This window comes from Sabulibacter ruber, from assembly GCF_017355955.1.
Taxonomy (GTDB): Bacteria; Bacteroidota; Bacteroidia; order Cytophagales; family Hymenobacteraceae; genus Nibribacter; species Nibribacter ruber_A.
This window is the reverse complement of sequence record NZ_JAFFID010000005.1, coordinates 150,387-173,802: the sequence shown is the minus strand read 5'-3', so window position 1 is coordinate 173,802 and position 23,416 is coordinate 150,387. Positions and strand designations below refer to the sequence as shown.

At 52.4% G+C, this 23,416-nt stretch carries 18 protein-coding genes; 4 read left to right on the top strand and 14 right to left on the bottom strand.

Annotated elements, in window-relative coordinates; translation table 11 throughout:
• Positions 1–29 precede the first annotated feature (29 nt).
• Entirely contained in the window at positions 30–1,100 is a 1,071-nt protein-coding gene (locus tag JT719_RS20800) for a branched-chain amino acid aminotransferase (protein WP_207435685.1), read from the top strand.
• A 142-nt stretch (positions 1,101–1,242) separates the two neighbouring features.
• On the opposite strand, the gene JT719_RS20795 is transcribed toward JT719_RS20800, so the two are convergent.
• Positions 1,243–1,995: a hypothetical protein gene (locus tag JT719_RS20795; protein ID WP_207435684.1), complete on the bottom strand. Its 753-nt coding sequence runs from the start codon at positions 1,993–1,995 to the stop codon at positions 1,243–1,245.
• Between the two features lie 352 nt (positions 1,996–2,347).
• Between JT719_RS20795 and prfB the strand changes: the two genes are divergently transcribed.
• A protein-coding gene (gene prfB, locus JT719_RS20790; protein ID WP_207435683.1) for a peptide chain release factor 2 occupies positions 2,348–3,425 on the top strand; the annotation gives its coding sequence in 2 pieces (ribosomal slippage) (positions 2,348–2,407 and positions 2,409–3,425; 1,077 coding nt in all).
• Positions 3,426–3,523: 98 nt separating this feature from the next.
• On the opposite strand, the gene JT719_RS20785 is transcribed toward prfB, so the two are convergent.
• Entirely contained in the window at positions 3,524–3,904 is a 381-nt protein-coding gene (locus JT719_RS20785; protein ID WP_207435682.1) for a hypothetical protein, read from the bottom strand.
• Between the two features lie 352 nt (positions 3,905–4,256).
• On the opposite strand from JT719_RS20785, the gene JT719_RS20780 reads away from it, so the two are divergent.
• Positions 4,257–5,378, top strand: a complete 1,122-nt coding sequence (locus tag JT719_RS20780; RefSeq protein ID WP_207435681.1) for a hypothetical protein — start codon at positions 4,257–4,259, stop codon at positions 5,376–5,378.
• A 274-nt stretch (positions 5,379–5,652) separates the two neighbouring features.
• On the opposite strand, the gene JT719_RS20775 is transcribed toward JT719_RS20780, so the two are convergent.
• From JT719_RS20775 to lon, 5 genes are all read right to left on the bottom strand, one after another.
• Positions 5,653–6,444: a S1/P1 nuclease gene (locus tag JT719_RS20775; protein ID WP_207435680.1), complete on the bottom strand. Its 792-nt coding sequence runs from the start codon at positions 6,442–6,444 to the stop codon at positions 5,653–5,655.
• Between the two features lie 114 nt (positions 6,445–6,558).
• On the bottom strand, positions 6,559–7,287 hold the full coding sequence (locus JT719_RS20770; protein WP_207435679.1) for an SDR family NAD(P)-dependent oxidoreductase: 729 nt from the start codon (positions 7,285–7,287) through the stop codon (positions 6,559–6,561).
• A gap of 459 nt (positions 7,288–7,746) precedes the next feature.
• Positions 7,747–9,153, bottom strand: coding sequence for an ATP-dependent protease ATPase subunit HslU (gene hslU / locus JT719_RS20765; protein ID WP_207435678.1), 1,407 nt, complete (start codon positions 9,151–9,153; stop codon positions 7,747–7,749).
• A gap of 232 nt (positions 9,154–9,385) precedes the next feature.
• Positions 9,386–10,432 carry a type IX secretion system protein PorQ gene (gene porQ, locus JT719_RS20760; protein WP_207435677.1) on the bottom strand — a complete coding sequence of 349 codons (1,047 nt, stop codon included), beginning with the start codon at positions 10,430–10,432 and terminating at the stop codon, positions 9,386–9,388.
• A gap of 24 nt (positions 10,433–10,456) precedes the next feature.
• Positions 10,457–12,955, bottom strand: a complete 2,499-nt coding sequence (gene lon / locus JT719_RS20755) for an endopeptidase La (protein WP_207435676.1) — start codon at positions 12,953–12,955, stop codon at positions 10,457–10,459.
• 276 nt (positions 12,956–13,231) lie between these two features.
• Between lon and JT719_RS20750 the strand changes: the two genes are divergently transcribed.
• Complete coding sequence (locus tag JT719_RS20750) at positions 13,232–15,142, top strand: OmpA family protein (protein ID WP_242693390.1); 1,911 nt, start codon at positions 13,232–13,234, stop codon at positions 15,140–15,142.
• 341 nt (positions 15,143–15,483) lie between these two features.
• Here the strand turns inward: JT719_RS20750 and JT719_RS20745 are convergent, their stop codons facing one another.
• The 7 genes from JT719_RS20745 to JT719_RS20715 form a co-directional block, all read right to left on the bottom strand.
• Entirely contained in the window at positions 15,484–16,299 is an 816-nt protein-coding gene (locus tag JT719_RS20745; RefSeq protein WP_207435674.1) for a hypothetical protein, read from the bottom strand.
• A gap of 306 nt (positions 16,300–16,605) precedes the next feature.
• On the bottom strand, positions 16,606–17,127 hold the full coding sequence (locus tag JT719_RS20740; protein WP_207435673.1) for a DUF6702 family protein: 522 nt from the start codon (positions 17,125–17,127) through the stop codon (positions 16,606–16,608).
• Between the two features lie 88 nt (positions 17,128–17,215).
• Positions 17,216–18,529, bottom strand: a complete 1,314-nt coding sequence (gene rseP, locus JT719_RS20735; RefSeq protein WP_207435672.1) for an RIP metalloprotease RseP — start codon at positions 18,527–18,529, stop codon at positions 17,216–17,218.
• Between the two features lie 87 nt (positions 18,530–18,616).
• Complete coding sequence (locus tag JT719_RS20730; RefSeq protein WP_207435671.1) at positions 18,617–19,771, bottom strand: 1-deoxy-D-xylulose-5-phosphate reductoisomerase; 1,155 nt, start codon at positions 19,769–19,771, stop codon at positions 18,617–18,619.
• A gap of 126 nt (positions 19,772–19,897) precedes the next feature.
• Positions 19,898–20,320: a hypothetical protein gene (locus tag JT719_RS20725; RefSeq protein ID WP_207435670.1), complete on the bottom strand. Its 423-nt coding sequence runs from the start codon at positions 20,318–20,320 to the stop codon at positions 19,898–19,900.
• Positions 20,321–20,398: 78 nt separating this feature from the next.
• Positions 20,399–21,685: a S41 family peptidase gene (locus JT719_RS20720; RefSeq protein WP_207435669.1), complete on the bottom strand. Its 1,287-nt coding sequence runs from the start codon at positions 21,683–21,685 to the stop codon at positions 20,399–20,401.
• 125 nt (positions 21,686–21,810) lie between these two features.
• Entirely contained in the window at positions 21,811–23,307 is a 1,497-nt protein-coding gene (locus tag JT719_RS20715) for a GH3 auxin-responsive promoter family protein (RefSeq protein WP_207435668.1), read from the bottom strand.
• Between the last annotated feature and the right edge of the window lie 109 nt (positions 23,308–23,416).

Sequence of the window (23,416 nt, the reverse complement as noted above, 5' to 3'; positions counted from 1 at the left end):
GTATACTACTTACCCATAACACTGAACATATGCAAACTGAATCCATGCCTATCCATACGACCGTGACCACGGCCAGCCAGTTAGCCAACCTTGATTTAGAGAACCTGCAATTTGGAAAAGTCTTCGCTGACCACATGCTGGTGATTGATTACAAGGACGGCGCCTGGCAGGAACCCCATATCCTTCCCTTCGGGCCCATTGAGCTGAGTCCGGCTACGGCGGCGCTGCACTATGGCCAGGCCTTGTTTGAGGGAATGAAAGCGTACAAGAACCAGGAAGGCGAAGTGGTGCTGTTCCGTCCGCAGGCCAACTGGGCCCGCCTGAACGAGTCGGCTAAGCGTCTGTGCATGCCAGAGATCCCGGAGGACCTGTTCATGGAAGGCCTGAAACAACTGGTAGCCCTGGATGCCGACTGGGTACCGCAGCGCCCGGGTTATTCCTTGTACATCCGTCCGGTGATGTTCGGCTCCGAAGGATTGTTGGGCGTTCGCCCGGCCACCGAATATAAGTTCATCATTTTCTGCAGCCCCGCCAGTAGCTACTACGCCGAGCCCGTGCGCGTGAAAATTGAAGAGCACTACACCCGCGCTGTGGAAGGTGGTTTTGGCTACGCCAAGGCAGCCGGTAACTACGGTGGTTCTTTGCTGCCCGCCAAACTGGCCCACGAAGAAGGCTATCACCAAATCATCTGGACCGATGGCCGCGAGCACAACTACATTGAGGAATCTGGTACCATGAACGTGATGTTCGTGATTGACGGTACGCTGGTGACGCCAGCCCTCAGCACCTCCATCCTCGCCGGGGTTACCCGAGACAGCGTGCTGCAACTAGCCCGCGACTGGGGCATGCCGGTGGAAGAGCGCAGAATCAAAATCCAGGAAATTGTGGATGCCTATAAAGCCGGTAAACTGCAAGACGCCTTCGGGACCGGTACGGCCGCTACCATCGCGCACATCAAATCCATTACCTTCAGAGGCGAGGAAATGACCTTACCTCCGGTGGAAGAGCGTGAACTATCTAACAAAATCGCGGTTGAACTGGATAACATCCGCTACGGCCTGGCACCAGACCCGCACGGTTGGGTAGTGCCGGTGCAATAAGCTAGTTTGTTATAAAGGAAGAAGCCGTTTCGGGGCTGTTTTGAGTAAAACAGCCCCGAAACGGCTTCTCTGTTTATTTCAGGTTCTATGCGGAGAGTGACTGATACTTCTCGGATTTTACTTTCTGCTGTTCCTATGTTCCTTAATCTTCCTGCGGCTCAGGTTGTGGGGCCAGCTTGTTTTCCACGGTTAGTTTAGTAGCACCGGCCCTAGAAACGATTACCTGTTTGCCTACATCGGTCAGGCCTTTGCTCTCGTAGATTTTCATGGCCGTAGAGATGTCAATGGCCTGGCGGGTCTGCTCGTCCAGGTCAAAGGTTAAGGTAATGAAGTTCAGGTGCACACCCAGAGGCTCCAGAACCTTGTTGGACTCTACCAGTAACTGGCTCTCCAACTCGGCCTGGTCTAACTCCACAATATCTTCTTCCAGAAACAGGGCTTTGCTCACATCCCTGATTCTTTTGTCAATGACCATATTCTCGGCGCCTTCAAAAGCCGTGGGCTCCAACGCCTCCTCACTATCAGCATTCGCGTTGGCTTTGCCCAAAAACTTGGCTTGCTTGATGAAGGCCAAAGGCTCAGTGATGGAATAATCGTAGTCAATATGGATGGAGGCCCTTACCCGGTCTTTCAAGTTGGAGATAAACCGGCTATCGCCCTGCATGGGGAAATTAGGAATCACCACTTTCATGAAACACGGGTTCCCCATTCCCTTGGGCACGGCGTCTCCGGCTTTGATTTTCTTCCAATTCATGCCGCAGTCATCTGAGGTGACCACCTGCTGATTTGATTTGGCGTAGTTACACGACTGAAACGCCACCGCCGCCAGAACGGCGCCTTTCCAGACATTGCGTTTGAATGTTGAGGTGATACCAGATGGGTAGAGTTTTCTCATATTCTTTTGGGGTTTAGTAGCAACTGGGTTCATCAACTGGGTCATCTATTGATGTTGCACTATTAGTAGTCAACCCCACCGCAATATTACAGCTCCTCTATGAGTGGAAACCTTTACTCAGGCTAGAGTTCACCTCATTTGAATCTTAAAACTTACCTTCCACCATGAACAATCGGCAGCATAATGAGTGATTTAATCATTAACTACTTAATAGTCAGCGCCCAACTGTTTTAAGGCTTATTTCCCGAAAATGGCTGCAAAACGGGTGAAACGTCCAACATCATCCCCCATAACCTTTTCGCCTATCTTCCCTTATAACTACTATCTTTGCGACTACTGCTATTTTGAACCTATGACCCAAGACCAGATAAAAGAATTGAAAGGCCGTGTAGAGGCGTTGAGGAGGTATCTTTGACTACGATGCCAAGAAAGAACAAGTAACAGCCATTGAGGCGCAATCCACTGCCCCAGATTTCTGGGACGATCCCAAGAAAGCCGAATCGGTGCTGAAAGAGGCCAAGAGCCTGAAGACCTGGACCGATGACTTTGAGGCCACTTCCAAGGCTGTGGACGACGTGGAAGTGCTTTTTGATTTCTACAAAGAAGGCGAGGTGTCTGAAGAAGACATGAACGCCGAGTTCAAAGCCGCCGAGGAAACCGTGGAGAACCTGGAGTTCAAGCGGATGCTCAGCAACGAGGAAGACCAACTGGGCGCCATCCTGGAGGTGAACTCCGGCGCGGGCGGAACCGAAAGCCAGGATTGGGCCGAGATGCTCTACCGCATGTACCTCATGTGGGGCGAGCGCAAAGGCTACTCCGTGAAGCAGATCGACTTCCAGCCGGGTGAAGGTGCCGGGATTAAATCGGCTACGCTGCAGTTTGAGGGCGATTTTGCCTATGGCTATCTGAAGGCCGAGATTGGTGTGCACCGCCTGGTACGCATTTCCCCCTTCGATTCCGGCGGACGCCGCCACACGTCGTTTGCCTCCGTGTTCGCCTACCCCATCGTGGACGATACCATTGAGATCAACGTGAACCCCGCCGATATTGAGTGGGATACCTTCCGCTCCGGCGGTGCGGGTGGTCAGAACGTGAACAAGGTAGAAACTGCCGTGCGTCTGAAGCACAAACCATCTGGGATTGTGATTGCCTGCCAGATTGAGCGCTCGCAGCTCATGAACAAAGAGCACGCCATCCGGATGCTGAAATCGCAGCTCTACCAGATTGAGATCAACAAGCGCAACGAGGAGCGCGACAAGCTGGAAAGCACCAAGAAACGCATTGATTTCGGTTCGCAGATCCGTAACTACGTACTGCACCCGTACAAACTGGTGAAAGACATCAGAACCGGCGTGGAACGCTCAGACGTGCAGAACGTGCTGGACGGCGACCTGGATGAATACATCAAAGCATACCTGATGCAAGCCTAACCGCTGGTACGTCTATCAAAAACAAGGCCTTTCTGAGTTGCTCAGAAAGGCCTTGTTTTTGATAGATAGTTGGGAAAGGACCATAAAACGTAGAAACGCTACTCCAATCCCTCAGATTCAACGCCTGAGTTCTTAGGAACCGGCAGTACTTTGTATTTCTTCTTCAGGAGATGGTAATGCACTTTGCTGTCGGGTTTAGCCACGGGTAAATCGTCTTGGTTCTGCCCGAATTTGGCCTGCGGCATGTCACTGTAGAGGATGGTTTCCTCCCGGGCAGATGCACTGGCATTTGGGAGAACCTCCGCGTACAGTTTCAGGGGAGACTTCTGAAAGGAATGATCCTTTTTGAAAGGCTCAAACTTCAATTTCGGGGCTTGGGATGGAGTTCGCTTCGTCTGGAGACTGTCATAAGGTGTCTGGGCTATGGCCATGTTCGCCACCAGAAGCAGCACACCACCCAGTAAGATCTTCTTTTCCATATTATTGAGGTACATCTGTTAGAATCAAAGCAAGTAGTAGGGCGGCTTCACGGCTCCAGGAACACTTTTCAATCTCCGTCGCTTCAGGAAAGCTACAGTAAACAGGAGAGAATCGCAACAAACGATAGACTAACTCTGTTTTAGGCCTTATTTCCTGAAAACAGCCTTAAAATCACTGCCTTCCGCCGCCATTCTGTTAATCTGTTCACATCGGCACCGGTCTTTTGAACCGATGCCCGGTACTGCATGTTCTTCCTGCAAAGGCTGCCTTTCTTCTTAACGGCAGCGCGCTCCAAAACCATATTTTACGAACATGGCTTCTGTGTTTGCTTCTATTTTATACGGAGGCGAAATGAAAACATATTTCCGGCGCGGGCTTTTCTTCCTGGCCGCGCCCCTGCTGGTACTCTCCCTGCTAGCGATGCGTGGCGCGGGGCAACCGGCGGCTAAAATGGACCCGTTGGTGCTCAAATCTGAGCAGCTTCCGTTCCAGACCAGGGAGTTCTACATCAGCGATGTCATTGACGAGCGCCCCAATGCCAAAGGCGTGGGGTTGCTGGTGCCTACCCCTTCCACCGGGAGTTCAACACCGCAGACGGTAGACTTCCAGGGCGGCAGCGTGCCCGCCATTAAGAAATACATCAAGGAAAGCTTCTCGCACAATCCTAAGCTTCGGCCCATTGTCATGCGGCTGAAAGAGTACCAGGTCACCGAGAAACAAACCTCCGGCTCGCGCGTGGAAGGCCAGATGCAGATCTCAGCGGGGTTTGAAGTGCAGCGCGAAGGCAAACGGATTCACCTGTTCGATTACCGAAGCGGCGCCCGTTATGCCCGCACCATCGGCAGCCAATCGGTTGTGGAGCCTACACTACGTAAAATGCTGTCTGAGTCGCTGCGTTATCTGACCACCTGGGTGGACAAGGAAGCTCCCTACAACGAGAAACTGGCTCGCGAAATCAAAGTGTATTTTGAGGATTATGTACGCAACCAAGACGATGACACCGTGTTCTACGACCCCAAGCGCCCCCTCACCTGGAACGATTTTCAGGGCGGTTCCCGCATCTCGGGTTCTTACGCCGCCTCAGTGTTTCCAGGGTTGTCCAACGACATCCACGCCACGGTGAAAGACGGCGTCATTCATGTGCGGGTTTCCACCAAACCCTACATTTTGCGCAACCTGTCCAAAGTACTACCAAACGCCAGGAATGAGTACGCCCTTAACCATGAGCAACGCCACTTTGACATCGTGAAACTGGTGTCTGAGCACTACAAACAGCGCATCCGGCCCGAGAAACTCACCCTGGAAGATTACGAGAGCATTATCAAATACCAGTACCTGGAGGCACTATGGGAAATGGACCGCCTGCAGAAACAATACGATGGCGAAACCGGCCACGGCATGAACCACGGAGCGCAGGAACGCTGGAACAAAAAGATTGACGATGAGCTGCGGGCGCTGAAAGTAAAACAGTAAGCAATGCTCCTTTTTAGGCAAACTGCTTTCAAATTCCTCGCTCGCCTCTGGCGAGTGTGTGAAACAGGGCGGCGTCCCGCCGCGTTGCAGGAACTTGGAACGGAATCTTCATACCTCAAAGCTTCCCATTGCGGCCAGAGGCCTCACCATTTCTCACACTCGCCAGAGGCGAGCGAGGGAATGATCATAAGGCAAAAAGGGCGGACACTTCTACAGTGCCCGCCCTTTTTGCTGCCTTTCTGGAAAATGCCCAGAAAACGGAAGTAATCGCTTTTTACCCGAAGATATCCGTTAACACGCCGGCCAATCGGATGCCGCCTTTCAACAGCTGCTCGTTCAGGGTTTGCAGGTGATCAAAGTTGTAGCGGTAGCTCAGTTTCTCGTCTGGCTTGGTGATGCCTTTGTACAGCTGATTCGCGATCTGGTATGACTCAAAGAACCACTGCGGCGCCAGTTGGCTTTGCCAGGTTTTCACCTGGTCTTTGGTGGCGAAGTTGATGGCGGTGGCGTACTCAGTGTAGCTCAGTTCCTGGTGCTCAATCAGCTGCTCGTCCCACAGGCGGTGCAGGTTGGAAGGCTGGTTGAACCACTCCAAACGGATGCGGTTTCCGCCCAGATCTTCCGGACGGCCTACGTGCATGGGTTGGTGCACATCGCCCACAAAGTGGATGAGCAGACGCAGGTACATCACTTTCTTATCCTGCGGTGTCTCTTTTTTCTTCAGCTCGCCAATGAGGAAGTTGATGCGCGTGTAAGCGTTGGTGGTGGTGTCCTGCTTCAGGTGGTTCTCCACCTCAGCCTGGGTTAAGCCTTGCTTCAGGTTAATGTAGTGCCAGTTGTTCAGGTAGTTGTAAGACGGGTCAGACTTGATGAAATCGGCCCAGTTGCTGGCCATGGCAATAGACTCATTGCCTAATATTTTCTTGATGTTTTTTCTGGTCTTGGCAGAGATATTCCGATCGGCGATCTCGCCCACAATGCGGTGACCCAACATGCCCCACGCCATGGATTGCAACGGCAGGTACACGAAAAAGCAGATAACTACTAGTTTTTTTAAAACGCTCATGGCTGTTTTTGAAGGTTGAAAAGAATGGCTGCAAAATTAGCCTAAAAAAGGCAGCCGCTCCACAACCCTTTTCGGTTTCTGGCTTCTTTTTCAGAAATGAGCACGAAAACGCTTTTAGAAGTCGCGCACTGAGCACACCACGCCCCGGGCGATCTGCGGCTCGTTGATTAAGCGGATAATCTTCTGGGCCGCTTCTTCCGGCGAGGCCAACGCGCCCTGGGTTTTGTAGTCACGGAACTGTTGCACGCTACGGAACTGCTCCACATCGGCCTCGCGTATCTGCTCCTGCATGTCTGTGTCAATGATGCCGGGCGCCACCGAGAACACCTTTACTCCCGTGCCCAATTGTTCCTGCTCCAGCTGAGCGGTTTGGGAGAGCATGTCCAGCGCCGCTTTGGAGGCGCAATAGGCCGCCCATCCGTCCTTCGCTTTCTGGCCCGCCCCTGAGCTGATGTTCACAATCATCCGGTCGCAGTCCTGCCGGTGCTGGTAACTCTGCAAAAACATGTTCATGAACATGGCGGGCACAATCACGTTCACGTCAAACACGTACTCAAAGTGCTCGTTCTGGCTCTGTCCAATGTAGCCAATCTCCCCTATCACTCCGGCGTTGTTCACCAGCACAATCTTCTGGGCATCGGGAAGCTGGGCAAACACCTTGTGCAGGTTATGCTCCACCCCGGCTATGTCTGAGAAATCCAGCGGTTGGTGCCGATAGCGGGGATGCGTGATGGTGCTGTTGCGGGACACGCCCAACACACAGTTCTGCTCGTCTTGCAGCAAGGCCTCGGCCATCGCTTTCCCCAGCCCGCGGCTGGCACCGGTGATGATGTAGTAGCGCATATTTCTAATTAGGAATTTAGAATTAAGAATTAGGAATGGGTGGTAAGAACGCTATTTCTTCTGCATACGCAAAAGTTGGAAGGGAAAGTTGGGTTGAAGCCGTAGGTGGAGACACTCGTAGGAGCTGCGCACACTACGAGGTCTTTTTGAGAAGCGTTATTACTGCTTAAGCGAATCCTCTAGAAGCAAAGATTGTTGAGAGTAGAGTTGATTTGTTCTTTTCTATAGCTTCTCATAGCTTACTTTGCTGTTGCAATCCTTCAAGAACTGCTCAAGAATATTACCTTCCATAGACTAAAAGCCGCTGCTCAAAAGACCTCGTAGTATGCGAAGCTCCTACGAGTGTCTCCGCAAACTCTGTTTCCTCCGCGCTTTCCATAAAAGAGCCCAAAAACAAAAGAGCCACCACCTTACGGCAGCGGCTCTTTCAATTCTTAATTCCTAATTCTCAATTCCTAATTACAAAATGTATTGGCTCAGGTCGCGGTTTTTCACCATGTCGCGAAGGCGCTCTTCCACCAATTCTGGGGTGATCATGAGGCGGGCGTTGGCGGGGATGGTGTCGGGCACGTCAAACAGGATGTCGTTGAGCAGGCGGCTCATGACGGTCTGCAGCCTCCGGGCCCCGATGTTCTCCACTTCGGCGTTCACCTGGAAGGAGATTTCGGCGAGTTTATGCAAAGACTCATCTGTGAAGCTGAGTTCCACACCCTCGGCGCGGAGCAGCTCTTCGTACTGCTTGGTCAAGGCGTTTTTAGGGTACTTCAGGATCTGGTAGAAATCGTCGGTGCTCAGGCTCTGCAGTTCCACTCTGATGGGGAAACGGCCCTGCAACTCAGGAATCAGATCAGAGGGTTTAGCCACGTGAAACGCCCCGGCCGCGATGAACAGGATATGATCGGTTTTGATGACGCCGTACTTGGTGTTCACGGTGCTGCCTTCCACAATGGGGAGCAAATCACGCTGCACGCCTTCGCGGCTCACGTCCGGACCGCCACCGCCTTTGTTGCTGGAGCTGGCGACCTTGTCAATCTCATCAATGAAGATAATCCCGGCGTTCTCTGCTTTGGAGATGGCTTCTTCCTTCACCTCGTCCATGTCAATGAGCTTGGCGGCTTCCTCTTCCAGAAGCAGTTTACGGGCCTCGGCGATGGTCACTTTCCGCTTCTTGGTTTTCTTAGGCATCATGTTCCCGATCATCTCCTGGATGTTCATCATAGACATTTCATCCATGCCCGGGCCTACTACACCCACGCCAGAAGACGGATGCTGCGACACCTTGATATCGATCTTACGGTCTTCCAGCTCACCGTTGCGGATCTTCTGCCGGAAGCGCTCGCGGGTGCGCTCGTTCAGTTCCAGGTCGCTGTCGGGCATATCAGTGGAAGAATGATTGTTGCCGCCAAAGCCCACCATATCGCGGTTACCCGGCTGGTTGATAGGCGGGATCAGCGCATCCAGAATTACTTCCTCTACCTGCAGGGCGGCCTGTTGCTTTACTTCTTCTTTTTTCTTGGTCTTGACCATGTTCACGGCCTGCTCTACCAGGTCACGCACCATGCTTTCCACGTCGCGGCCCACGTAGCCCACTTCCGTGAATTTAGAGGCTTCTACTTTGGTGAAAGGCGCATCGGCGATGCTGGCCAAACGGCGCGCAATCTCGGTTTTCCCTACCCCGGTGGCACCAATCATAAGAATGTTATTAGGCACAATCTCCTTCTGCATCTCAGGATCAGCGTGCATCCGGCGCCAGCGGTTGCGTAGCGCAATGGCCACGTTCCGTTTCGCTTCGTGCTGCCCAATGATATATTTATCTAACTCGGCTACAATCTGGCTGGGGGTTAAATACTTGCTTGAATCTAACATGTTAAATGAGTGATTGAGTGAATGGGTGGTGGAGTGAATGAGATTTACCACGCATTCATTTCATGAAATTTATCTGGTCTGAAGCAGCCTCTTGCCACTCCGTTTTCTTTAAATCAAATGTTCTTCCTGACCTAAACGACTGAGGGAAAGAACTTGTTGGCCTATCTCCTATAACAGGAAAGCATTCTGTCTGTTTTACACCCGTTTTCAGGAATTCGGCTCCAAAACAGTCCTAATCCAGCTTCTTTTTCAGGAAACGGTTCAGGTCGGTGTTCAGGGTGAGGTAATTGCTGGCCCCGGCTACGTGAAATTTGGCGTACGTGTACTCAAACCGGAACGCGTGCACTTTAATGGACGTCCCGAAGGAAAAACCCGCCATGCCGCCCACGTTCTCCACCACCAGCTCTTTTCTTCTCAGGTGGTTGTAGCCCGCCCGCAACTGAAAACCCGGCCCCAGAATAAACTCACCGCCCACCACAAAGTGCCGGGCCAGTTTATCGCCGAAGGTCTTTTCTTCCTTCACTTCCTCGTTGTTCTCGTTGAGGGTGCCTTTCTTGTTCGGGTCCAGGTAGACAATGTCGAAGCGATGAAGGCTATGCGCGGTCACCGATAAGCGGAACGGCGCGTGCTCGGGTTTGAAACTGGCGCCCAACTGGATATCCAGCGGCATTTCTTCACGTTCGCCGTTGTCATAGGGGTTCACCATCACGCCCAGGTTCTTGATGAGCAAACCCACCACAAAATCTTTCTGCGGATGCTTGAACGTGCCGCCCAAATCCACCAGCGTAGCCACGGCTTGGTCCCCGGCAATGCTGGAAATAGCCAGTTTAGCCGTAGCGCCCAGCGTGAAATGCTCAATGGTGGCCGCGTGCGAAAGGGTAAGCGCGTAATCCCGCACCTTAAAGCTGCCTTCCTCCAGTCCGGCATCGTTGGTTTGGGTGAACGAGCCGTAGTCCAGGTACTGCACGCCAATGGCGTTGCGGCCCCAACGGCTGCTCTCAAACGTGTAGTTGAGGTTATTCTGGCTGACATCGGCCAGGTAGTTGAGGTACGTGAGCCCCAAGTGGTTATCGGTTTTGCCGTGCATCAGCGCCGGATTAGCCGTCACCGCGTTCACGTCTTCCAGCCCCGAGGAAATGTTCACGCCGCCCAAGGCCGCCACGCGGGCGTGGGTAGGTATGTCCAGGAACCGAAACACATAACGCCCTCCCACCTGGGCCGAAGCCAGCGGCACCAAGGCCGCTAACAGGAGTCCCAGAAGGAAAAGGCGTTTCTGCATTGTTTCTCGAAAAATAGCTTTAAATCAACTTTCTGCTTTTACCGGCACCGCTTCTTCGCGCACGCGCAGGTCCAGCGGCTTGGCCACTTTCTCCTCCAGCAAAGCGATTTCCAGCACCTCGTCCACGCGGTCCACGTAGTGGATGTTCAGGCCCTCAATGTAGTGGGCCGAGATCTCTTCCACATCTTTGCGGTTCTTGTAGCACAAGATTACGTCTTTGATGCCCGCACGCTTGGCCGCCAGAATTTTCTCCTTGATGCCGCCCACCGGCAGCACTTTCCCGCGCAGCGTGATCTCACCGGTCATAGCCAGATGCGACCGCACCTTGCGCTGCGTGAACACCGACGCGATGGAAGTAAAGATAGCAATTCCGGCGCTTGGTCCGTCTTTCGGCACGGCCCCTTCGGGGAAGTGAATGTGCAGATCGTATTGGTCAAAGAGGCGGTAGTCAATGTCCAGTTCATCGGCGTGGGCGCGCAGGTAAGAAACCGCCGTGATGGCTGATTCCTTCATCACATCACCCAGTTGACCGGACAAGGTCAGTTTGCCTTTGCCGCGGCTCAGCAAGGATTCCACAAACAGAATGTCGCCGCCCACCGAGGTCCAGGCCAAGCCCGTTACCACGCCGGCGGTTTCGTTGTCCTGGTAGATCTCTTTGTCAAAAATTTCCGGACCCAGAATGCGGGCCACGTCTTTCGGCTCCAGTTTGGCGGGCCACTCCTCTTCCATGGCTTTGGATTTGGCCACGTTCCGGATCACGGCACCCAACTTACGCTCCAGGTTCCGCACCCCCGACTCGCGGGTATAATCTTCAATCACCTTCTGGATAGCCGCGTTGGACAAGGCCACATCTTTGGCAGTCAGCCCGTGGTCTTCCTTTAGTTTAGGAATGAGGTGGCGCTTGGCAATCTCGGTTTTCTCCTCAATGGTGTAACCGGTCACCTCAATGATTTCCATGCGGTCGCGCAGGGCCGGGTGAATGGTGTCCAGGGAGTTAGCCGTAGCAATGAACAGGACCTTGGACAAGTCATACTCCACCTCCAGGTAATTGTCCACGAAGGTATGGTTCTGCTCAGGGTCCAGCACCTCCAGCAACGCACTAGACGGATCGCCTCTGAAATCAGAAGTCAGCTTGTCTACCTCGTCCAGAATCATCACCGGGTTGGAAGAGCTCACTTTCTTGATCTGGCTGATGATACGGCCCGGCATAGCCCCCACGTAGGTTTTGCGGTGACCTCTGATCTCAGCCTCGTCGCGCACGCCGCCTAAGGCAATGCGCACGTATTTACGGCCCAAAGCCTTGGCTACCGAACGGCCCAGCGAGGTTTTTCCCACGCCCGGAGGTCCGTAGAGGCAAAGGATTGGCGCCTTCATGTCGTTCTTCAGTTTAAGAACGGCCAAGTACTCCAGAATGCGCTCCTTCACCTTTTCCAGACCGTAATGGTCGGTGTCCAGGATCTTTTTGGTGCGCTTCAGGTTGAAGTTATCTTTGGTGAACTCGCTCCAGGGCAAGTCCAGCAGGAATTCGCAGTAGTTCAGAGAAATAGGGTACTCAGCGGCCTGCGGATTGAGGCGACTCAACTTGTCCAGCTCCTTACTAAAGTGTTTGGCCACCGTTTCGGGCCACTTTTTCTTGGCCGCGGCGGCGCGCATTTTCTCCACTTCCTGCTCCGGGCCGTCCATGCCCAGTTCATCCTGCAAGACTTTGATCTGCTGGCGCAGGAAATAGTCGCGCTGCTGCTCGTCAATGTCTGAGTGCACCTTGGTATGGATTTCCTGCTTGATCTCCAGCATCTGGATCTCGCGCATCATGAGCTGCAGCAAGGTGGTGCCGCGCTCCACGCCGTCGTTTATCTCCAGCAGTTTTTGTTTCTGGGCCACTTCCACATTGATGTTGGAAGACAGGAAATGGGTCAGAAACGAAGGGCTGTCAATGTTATCCAGCGCCACCTGCGCCTCCTGCGGAATCTCAGGGTTCAGCTTAAGGATTTTGGCAGCCGCCTCCTGCAGAGACTCCACCAGGGCTTTCACTTCCTTGCTTTTCTGGTTCGGGAACGTCTCAGGGCAATAGGAAACCTTGGCCGTCATGAACGGCTCTTCCTGGGTTACCTCTTCAATCTTGAAACGGCTCTGGCCCTGGATAATGATGGTGGTATTGCCGTCTGGCAGCACCAGCATTTTCAGGATTTTGGCCATGGTACCTACCTGAAACAGATCTTCTGGGGTAGGCTCCTCGGCCGACATGTTTTTCTGGGCCACTACGCCCACGGTTTTGTCGCCACGGTAGGCTTTGCGCACCAACCGCACCGATTTTTTCCGGCTTACCGTAATGGGAATCACCACGCCCGGAAACAACACGGTGTTTCTGATGGGCAATAGCGGTAAGGTATCGGGTTTATTTTTTTCAGCGCCCTCGGCGTCGTCCAGTTCTGAGGTGATAATGGAGATGATATCGCCATTCCCATCGTCAGACAAATCGGACAACATGAGTTGCTGCAGTAAGTTTTCTTGGGTATAATTCATACGTCGTGTCTCTGAGGATGCCAAATTGGCAGCAATCCTCCCGTCGGTTCTGTTGTTTGTCTTTTCTACCTATACTAGTCAAGAGCTGTGCCAATATAACCGTGAAATCTGCCGGCTGAGGGTTAAATTTCACCTAAGAAAGAACTACATTTGGTACTGCATTGAGAAAAATGATTTTCTCGGGCCATTCCGTTTATGTCGCGTACTGGTTATATTCTATTTTTTCTGCTCTTCTGTGGCTTTGGATTCTCCGCCGAGGGACAAACCAAAGCGCCCTTGCGTCTGAAGCTCAAGCCTGTCAATGACTCTCTTAAGAAGCGAGCCCCTGATGCTGGTATAGTCCTGGACTTCCCCAACATAAACCGCCTGCCCTACTATCACCAGAAGTCAAAGTACGAAACCATCCTGAAGCTGGAGAAGAAAAAAGCCTGGGATAAGGTTTTGCCTCTGCTGGCGGAGTACGTGGGCAATTTCGGGATTGAAAATTTCTATAAAGATACAAAACTTCTCTGGCGTTTAGGCCAATTATATGAGCGTTTAGGCCAAAAGGAGAAAGCCATTGCCTATTACCGGCTGGTCCTGAAACACCACCGCACCGATATCAGGCAAGTGCAGCAGTACTATGACTCCTTGGAGGCGAAAAACAAAGAGTTGTACGTGCCGCTGCAGTACTACTATGAACTGGTGGAGTACCGCAAATCGGTGGCTACGTTCAAGCCTCCGCGCGGCATTTACACCAACATGGGCGATGCCATCAACTCCAAAGCCGAGGATTACGGCCCGGCCGTGCACTCAGACGAGGAACTGTTCATTTATACCTCCCGCCGCAAAGGCGTAAAGGGCAAAGGCACCGATGAAGACCTGTATTTCTCGCGTTTTGAGGGCGGTTTTTGGCAAGAGGGCCAATCGTTCGGGAAGCCCATTAACAGCGTCTACAACGAAGGCTCAGCCTGCCTCAGCCGCGATGGTAAAACCCTGTATTTCGCCCGCTGCGAAAGCCCAGACGGTTTGGGCAACTGTGATTTGTACAGCGCCACCCGGTTAGGCGACGGCTCGTGGGGCCAGATCAAGAACCTGGGCGCCAACGTGAACAGCAAGTCCTGGGACTCGCAACCCACCCTCTCGCCGCTGGAAGACACCCTGTATTTTGCCTCTGACCGCCTGGGTGGTTTTGGCATGTCTGACATCTATTTCACCTACAAACAGAAAAACGGACAGTGGTCACCAGCGCAGAACATGGGCCCTATCATCAACACCCGCGAGAGTGAGGTGAGCCCGTATTTCCACCCGTTGTACCAGGTGCTGTATTTCAGTTCCCGGGGCCAGTTGCTCAATTTCGGGGACTTTGACATCTATAAATCGTACCGCGTGAACGGCCGCTGGCAGGAACCGCGCAACATTGGGCCGCTGGTGAACGGCAAAGGCAGCGAGTACTACTTCACTATCAACGCCAACTCCACCAATCTGTACTACGCCCGCTCAGAGCCATCAGACCTGAAGAACCTGGATTTGTTCTCCTTCCCGCTGCCCATGGAGGCGCACCCCCTGGCAGTGACCAAACTGACCGGAGTACTAACCGATTCTGTGACCAACAAACCCCTGAACGGCATTATCTCCATCATTGACCTGGACAACGGCATTGAGGTGGCCTCTAAATATCTGCGCGAAGACGGCTCTTTTGACTTTGACCTCATTGACAACAGCCGCTACATGATGATGATCCAGAGCCCTGATTTCTTCTCCATTGAAAAGGAGATTGACCTGAAACAGGACACCGTGCTGAAGATCATGACCACGCTTATTGACTATAGCATCCCATTGATTTTCAAGAACCTGGAATTTGACGAAGGCAAGGCCGAGATTAAAGATGCCATGAAACCTACCCTAGATCGCATTGTGCTCTTCCTGGTAGACCACCCGCAGGTACGCCTCAGCATTGAAGGCCACACCGATAGCAGCGGCGATCCCAATGCCAACATAGAGTTATCGCAATGGCGCGCATTCGCTATTCAGAAGTACCTGGAAAACAAAGGAAACCTGGCTCCCGGCCGGATTGATGCGATTGGGAAAGGAAGCTCAGAACCCATCAAGCCCGAGCTTACCATTGAAGACCGTGCCGTGAACCGAAGGGTGGAATTCAAGCTCATTAAACCGAAGGAAGCTCCCACTGGCGGCGGAGATTGGTAATACTCAATTAAGCTTTAAACAGTGAAGCGATTCGGGGGTGTTTTAGCGAAAACACCCCCGAATCGCTTTTTTAGTTTCTGCCAACATCTATCCAACCAGAGTTGCAACAACTTACATGAAGTTTTAACAACCAGGGAAATCCGCCCTAGCTCCCAAACCTTCTTATTCTAAATAATCCTATTTCTGACCTGTCTCCCAGAAAATAACCTTAAAACAGGACGATTTATTTTTTCCTTATTTTTCGCTTAAGTACCTGAAAACAAAAATGCTACTCTCCTTTAGAACATGGAGAGTAGCATTATGGCATTGATTACTTAGCTGCTATGCAACAGGTTGACCTACTATAGCTTGATTGTTCCTTTCCTGATTTGCGGCAAGGCAGGGGTTCTGTCTTCTGGTCTTGGCGGGTCTTTCTTCAGTTTCAAGCCTCCCACGTTCACAATGAACCCAATGCTGAACACTGAGTTGCCGGCCGTCATAAACTCACGGTTCTTGAGCCCGAAGTTACTGCCGCTGGTGTACTGCAACTGAATGGCCGGCGTCAAAGACATGCGCGTGTAGAAGATGGGCTCAAAGAAAATGTTGTCTTCTTTGGGTTGGGCAATATCGTTGCGGTAGAATTCATTCATGGTCAGGTAGCTCAATCGCAGGGCAGTACCGTAGTTGAGCGTGTGCTCAGACCCGAATAATCTTAACAATCGTTTTTTCTTGGAAGAGTAGTTCACCTGCATGAAATACTTGTTGAAAGTAGTTTCCTGCCGGTCATAGGTGACAAGCCCCTCGGGGGTTCTGTCTTTGTAGGTACGGTCACTGCTGCCCCGGCCCAAACCTGCGTAAATTTCAAGAATACGGTTTTTGTTCGGTCCAAAGGTGGTGAAGTACCCTCCGCCCGCCTCCAGCAGGTTGTGCCGGAAATCCTTTTTGTCTTTGTTGCTGTTCATCATGGCCCCGCCTACCAGCACACCAATATGGTCTGTGACCGCGTACGCCGAGTTGAAACTCGCATTGCCTTTGAGGGTGATATGGCCGCCGGTGCTCAATTCGCCTTTGGCCGTTAGCATTGGGGTGTTTGGTACGTTGGGCATGTACACAGAAGAACAGCTACTCACACCCAACCCCAGTAATAATCCAGCTACCTGAAGGAAGCTTTTTCTCATAAAATAATTTTAAAACGAACATTAACCATGCCTCCCCGCTCGCTTACCCCTCTCCTCTCCTGAGACAAAAACAGCATCATTAACGAAATTCACGTTGACCGAAAATGCAACATACAAGGTTTCTCTTGCACCTTTCTCGGCCAGATGGAATCACACCGGCTTACCTGATTTCAATCTACTTTTCCTATCTAAAACTAAAGAATAGCCGCCACAATTGGAAGTAAAACCGCAAGCTTTACATTGTTTTGGCGGAACAAAAGAGCCCTATTTTGCTACCCTGCCTTCAGGAACTAGGGGCTCCAAGACTCACAAAGAAACCACTTGCTGCGTTTCTCCGGTGCGGCACAACACCGACCGCTTCTTGCCTGCCACCTCCAGGTTCAGGATGTTGGTCTGGTCATCAAACACCTCGGTGAGCAGCGCATTCTGCACCCAAACCTGTCCGCTGGGCATTTTACCGGCCGGAATCTCCACGTACAGCCAAATGGCATCGGCTTCTTCCTGGGCCCCTACAAACTTCTGCGCCGCCCGGGTGCCTTTCACCGTGGAAATAGCCAGATGGGTTTGCAGGTACTCGGCCATTAGCTTGTTCACCCGCTCAGACCGGTCCAGGCGAACGGTGGTTTTGTGCCGGCGGCTCAGGGCTTCCTCCAGGTCATCGGCGAACACCCTCACCGAAAGCTCATAGGTTTGATTCTTGGGGTTGTAGCGGGCATCGGTAATGCTCGTGTGGAAATCGTGGGCCCAAGCCGCCACCGGCAACCACAGTGCCGCCAACAGGCTCAGCCAGAACTTAGGCGTAACTGCCAACATCTTCATCTTACTCATACTCTTCCCCTATAAACAGAGAAAGACGCCCTCATCGTGCGTCTTCCCTGGCAATTATTTATCAACAGAATGCCTGTTTTGGTACTACTTATCTGAACAACAGCTTAAAGAAGTCATTGAAGATGGCAAAGCCCATAAGCCCCAGCAACAAGACCATGCCTACTTTCTGGGCGTTCTCCAGGAACTTGTCAGAAGGCTTGCGGCCCGAGATCATCTCGTAGGTCAGGAACATCACGTGTCCGCCGTCCAACGCCGGAATAGGCAGGAAGTTCATGAACGCCAGCACCATAGACAACATGGCGGTGATGGCCCAGAAGTTGATCCAGGAGAAATTACCCCCGAAAATCTGCGCAATGCCAATTGGGCCGCTCAACGCCTTAGACGGAGAAACCTCCGCCCGGAAAATCTTCGCGAACCCTTTGATGTTGGTGGTGATCACCCCAAAGGCTTTCTCTGCGCCCACCGGAATGGAGGCCAACAGACCGTACTCACGGGTAGCACGCGGCAACAGCATTCTAGGATAGAACCCAATGGTACCGTCTTCGTCTACCGTGGTGTTCAAGGTAACGGGCTGGCCGTTGCGCTCAACCTGCAGGGCTATTTTCTTGCCTTTGTTTGCCTGCAGCGCCTGCTGGAATTCATGGAAGAACTGCACCGGTTGGTTGCCTACTTTGGTGATGCGGTCACCGGGTTGCAGACCCGCCGCCGAGGCCGGGCTCTTGGCCTTCACGTTTTCTACGGCAAACGGCTCACGGGGCATGATGAAGCCCGCTTTGTCACCGTCGGCTAGTTTGTCAATCAGGTTACCGGGAACTGGCACCTGAACCTGCTGGCCGTTGCGCTCTACGGTATAAGAGGCGTTTTGCCCTAACAGCACATCGGGGCTATACACATCCTGGAACTCTACCAGGGGTTTGCCGTTGATGGCCACAATCTTGTCGCCGTCGCGCAGGCCAATCTGCTCGCCAATCTCGTTGGTTTCAATGCCGTACTGCACGTCTTTGGCCAGCAAATAGCTCTCACCGTACATGTAAGTCAAAGCCGCGAAGATGATGATACCGGTGATTACGTTGAAAATGATGCCGCCCATCATCACAATAAGGCGCTGCCAGGCTGGTTTGGCTCGGAACTCCCAAGGTTGCGGCTCCTGCGACAGCATGGCCGTGTCCAAAGACTCGTCTACCATGCCGGAGATCTTCACGAATCCGCCCAGCGGAATCATGCCAATCATGTACTCCGTCTCGCCAACTTGTTTGCTCACCAGTTTGGGCGGGAACCCGATGGCGTATTTCTCCACGCGCATCCCAAACCATTTGGCCGTGAGCATGTGGCCCAGTTCATGTATTCCTACTAAGATGGTCAGGCCCAGAATCAACTGGCCGGCCATTACTAATGCATCCATTGAAAGAAGTTATGAGGTATTCGTTCAGGTATCAGTTCTGTACCTCAACGGTTTGTGTTTATTTTAGTCGTCTGTTTTGGAAAAGAATTACGCCTGCATCAGGCTCAACGCCATTTGCCGCGTTTCCTGATCGGTTTGCACGAAATCCTCCAAAGAAGGTTTGGCAATATACGCAACTTTAGCGAGACAGTCAGAGATGAGATCAGACATCTCCAAAAAGCCAATCTCCTCGCGCAGAAAAGCCGCCACCGCCACTTCGTTGGCCGCGTTCAGCACACACGGGGCATTGCCGCCTTTTTCCATGGCCGCAAACGCCAGTCCCAGGTTCTGGAACGTCTCCAGATCTGGTTGCTCAAAGGTGAGTTGCGGATAGTTGAGGAAGTTGAACCGGGGGAAATCTGCTTTCAAGCGATTAGGGTAATTCAGGGCGTACTGGATGGGCAGCTTCATATCGGGCAAGCCCATCTGCGCCTTCAAAGAGCCGTCTTCAAACTGAACGAGCGAATGCACAATAGATTGTGGGTGCACCACTACTTCTATCTGGTCGTTGCGCAACCCGAAGAGCCATTTGGCTTCAATCACCTCCAGCCCTTTGTTCATGAGCGAGGCCGAATCTATGGTGATTTTGGCACCCATGTCCCAGTTGGGGTGCTTCAACGCCTGTGCCTTGGTCACCGTTTGGAGATACGCTCTATCCCGACCCCGGAACGGTCCGCCTGAGGCGGTCAGGATGATTTTCTCAATGGGGTTGTGGAACTCCCCGGCCAGGCACTGGAAAATGGCGCTGTGCTCAGAATCTACCGGGTAAATGTTCACGCCTTTCTCGCGGGCCAGATCGGTAATCAGCTGCCCGGCCACTACCAGCGTCTCTTTGTTTGCCAGGGCGATGGTTTTGCCCGCCTCAATGGCTTTGATGGTGGGTTGGAGTCCCGCGTAGCCTACCATGGCGGTGAGCACAATGTCCACGGTGTCCATCTGCACCACGCCGTTCACGGCGTTCATGCCGGCGTACACTTTGATAGGATAGGATTCCAGCGCATCGCGCACCTGGTCGTACAGCTCGTCTTTGGTGATGACCACCACGTTGGGCTGGAAGGCGATGGCCTGCGCGATAAGTAAATCTGCGTTGGAATGGGCCGTGAGCACCTCCACCTCAAACGCCTGCGGCTGCGCCTGAATCACTTCCAGCGCCTGTGTGCCTATAGAGCCCGTTGAGCCAAGAATGGCTACTCGTTTCTTCATGTACTCTTCTTAAATACCGATTTTCGGTCTGTTTCTGCGAAATTAGGTTAAAAACAGGAGTTTCTTTCTTTTCCTCTGCAATTCGGTTCAGATAGATTGCTGGAAGCCTGTAATTTTATAGGTCGATTAGAAATACGAAGTAAAAGGCTGGGCAAATGCTCCACACACAACCACACTACCTGAATTTTTCAGTCTGTTTGCCGTCTTCTTTTCTACAGCTGCAGTTCTTGTAAAAGAATAAATTAACATACACCCGCTACAAAGAATAAAGGCAATTATTGAAAGCAGTAAGATTACATCTTTTTTTAACTGATCATGAATTCCCCAAGCATATACTCTGACTAGCCAATCATTGAAAAGTATGATTCCATAACCATACATCACAGTTAAAAGGAATTTTGTTTTATAAAGCCTGATATTTAAGGTGCCTACAATAATAAAAGGCAAAACAGCCGTTGCCATAAGAGAAAATGACGGTTTATAGTGACCAATAATATTACTCACAATAATTAGAATGATGCCTAATAAGAAAGGGAAAGCAGACTTCATCTTATAAGATCCTAAGGCTTTAATTCTGAACCAAATCCCGTTATAGGCCTACTTCTCGGAAAACAGGGTGAAACCAGTTCACTTTTTCTTCCCGTTCAGGAAAGTGATTGCTTTTTCCAGCACCACATCCTTTTCAGGGCCAGCACTTTCCTTTGTAAGATCAACCAACATGGCCGGTGAATAGTTTTCCCGCGGTGAGCCGTTCACATGGAACAGTTTTTCCACGGGGAAAGAGAAACCGAGGCGGGTATTGGGCAATTGATACGAGTAAATGGCGCCACTCAGGCCGGCAAGTCTGCTCCCAATGATAGTACCCCGCTTCATGCCGTCAAACGCGATGGTGATACCCTCTCCCACGCTCCCGGTCCAATGACCGACCAGCACCGCCAAGGGTTTGCGATAGACATTCCCCCGCGGCGAGGCAATCTCTACCCAACTCCGTTTCACGCCGTACTGGCGCTCCTCGGCGGTGAGTTCATGCTTTTGGTAGTACTCGTCTTTGGTGATGAACCTACCCAGAATGGCCCGGGCCACCGTGGTGTTTCCGCCGCTGGGTGTCTCCCTTAGGTCCAGCACCAGGGCTTTGGTATTGGTCAGAGTGTTCAGCACACTGTCAAAGGCGGGAATGAGGCTATTGTCAAACAGGCAATTGTTGATCTTGATGTACCCGATGCCGTTGAGTTCGCGGGCTTCCACTTTGGAAGGGTACTGAATGTCCTCCAGCAGCATCTGGGGTGCATCGGGGTAAAAGGTGCGCAGCTTTCCGTTCTCCTGGACGGTGATTTTCCGGGGCTGCACGTGGTTACCGGCCAGCAAAGTGCGCAGGGCATAGTTCTTCGCCTCCACATCCACGGTTTTAAGTGATTTTCCTAAAAATGGACTCAAAGCGGCTTGTACCGGCACATCGTTGACGGAAACTACTTCCATTCCGGCTTGCATTCCTACTTTCTCGGCCCCCAAGCCTCTTCTCACCTCCAGCACTATGGGTTTGCCGTTCACAAACTCGGCCCAGAGATCGGTTCCGGAGGGCACCAGACGTGGAGAAAAGTTGGTGTTGGTGTTCAGCGAGGCATGATGGTCATAGATTTCATGGAAGGCGCGTTCCAGCAAAGAGACAAACTGCCGGTTGGTGGAGACAGTGTCCAGTTGGCGCAGGTACAGGTCTTTTACCTTATTCCAATCGGTTTGCTTTTTGTCAAAGTAAGCGTAGTCTTCGCCAATGGTTTTCCAGAAAAACAGGAAATCCTCCTGGTACTGGTCTCTGGTGAAGGTTTTGCTCTGCCCGAACGTGAACGGGAGCACGAACAGCAGGAAGAATACCAGTAGTAGGAGTTTTCTGGCGGCTTGCGGGTAGCGGTTTCGCATGGATTGACTTAGGATTAATCGCTTAGAAGACCTGATTCAGGCCGTACACCCTCAAGTAGCCAGTACAAATTCTTTTTCAACCTGCCGTTTTCACCTTGGTTTACCAAAACCAGCCTTAAAACAGACTACCGTACCAGTTCCAGCAAGCCCTCGGCCAGGGTACGGTCGTTGCTCAGGCGGGGCACTTTGTTCTGGCCGCCCAACTTGCCCTGGCGCTTCATGTACTGCTGGAAAGCATCGGGGGGTAGCGGCGTCACCTTGAGGGTGGACAGGATGTTGCCCGAGATAAGGTCGTCATAGTAGGTGTTGCGCCTGCGCAGGTGCTGGTCCAGCGCCTTAGCGAAGCGCTCGGGCTCGTGCGGCGGCGTGTCAAAGGCGATGAGCCACTCATGGTAAGAGGCACCTTCGCCCTGGCTCACGTACGGGGCCACGGTGAATTCCGTCACGGCTACCTCGGGGAACTCGGCCATGGTGGCTTGCAGGGCACTTTCCACCTCCTCGCCAATCACATGCTCCCCAAAAGCCGAAATAAAATGCTTCAAGCGGCCGCTCACCACCAGCTTGTGCGGAAACAGCGAGATAAATTTTACGGTATCGCCGATGGAGTAGCCCCACAGCCCGGCGTTGCTGTTCACAATGAGCGCGTAGTTCACTCCTACCTGCACCTCGGCCAGGGTAAGGCGACGCGGACTGGGCAGATGGAAATCCTCAGCGGGGATGAACTCATAGAAGATGCCGCTGTTGGCCAGCAACAGCAAACCGGGGTCGTCCTGCTGGTTCTGGAACGCGAAGAAGCCCTCGGAGGCGGGGAATGTCTCAATGGAATCTACCTTCCGCCCGATGCTCTCAAACAATTTGGCCCGGTACGGGGCAAAGTTCACACCACCGTACACAAACAGGTTGAAATCTGGAAACACGTCTTTGATCTGCTTGCCGGTGCGGGCCATGAGTTTGTCAAAGTACATCTGCACCCACGGAGGAATACCCGAGATCAAGGTCATCCGCTCGTTTATGGTCTCCTGCACAATGGCGTCCAGCTTGGTTTCCCAGTCCTCAATGCAGTTGGTTTCATAGCTGGGCAGTTGGTTTGTGCGCAGATACCCCGGCACGTGGTGGTTCACAATGCCAGAGAGCCGACCGGTATTGATGCCTGCCACTTGCTCCAACACCGGGCTACCGCTCAGGAAAATCAGTTTCCCGTCCAGAAACTGCGCTCGGCCGGTTTCATGGATGTAGTTCAGCAGCGCGTTTTTAGCCCCGTTGATATGATTCGGGATGGAATCCTGGGTGATGGGAATGTACTTGGTACCGGAGGTAGTGCCCGAGGTTTTGGCGAAGTACAAGGGCAAACCGGGCCAGAGCACGTCGCGTTCGCCTTTCTTGAGTCGGTCAAAGTAGGGTTTCAGGGCCTCGTAGTCCCGCACGGGTACGGCCTGGGCAAAATCCTTGGGTGTCTGAATGTCCTTGAAATGGTGATCTCTGCCGAAAGCGGTGTTAGCCCCTTTCCGGATAATCGACTCAAAAACCCGTTGTTGTGCCTGGCCGGGTTGTTCCATCCAGCTTTTCTGCTGGGCAACTGTCCAGGCGGCCAAAGGTTTACTCAAGAACGCTTTAATTCCCATGCAATGACATTCAAAGAAATAGGCACCTCCTACGCTTACAACGCAGAATAGGTCAGTACCTGATGGCGGTAAAGATAGCAATCTTACGTTAGTTCTCTTCATGTGGCGG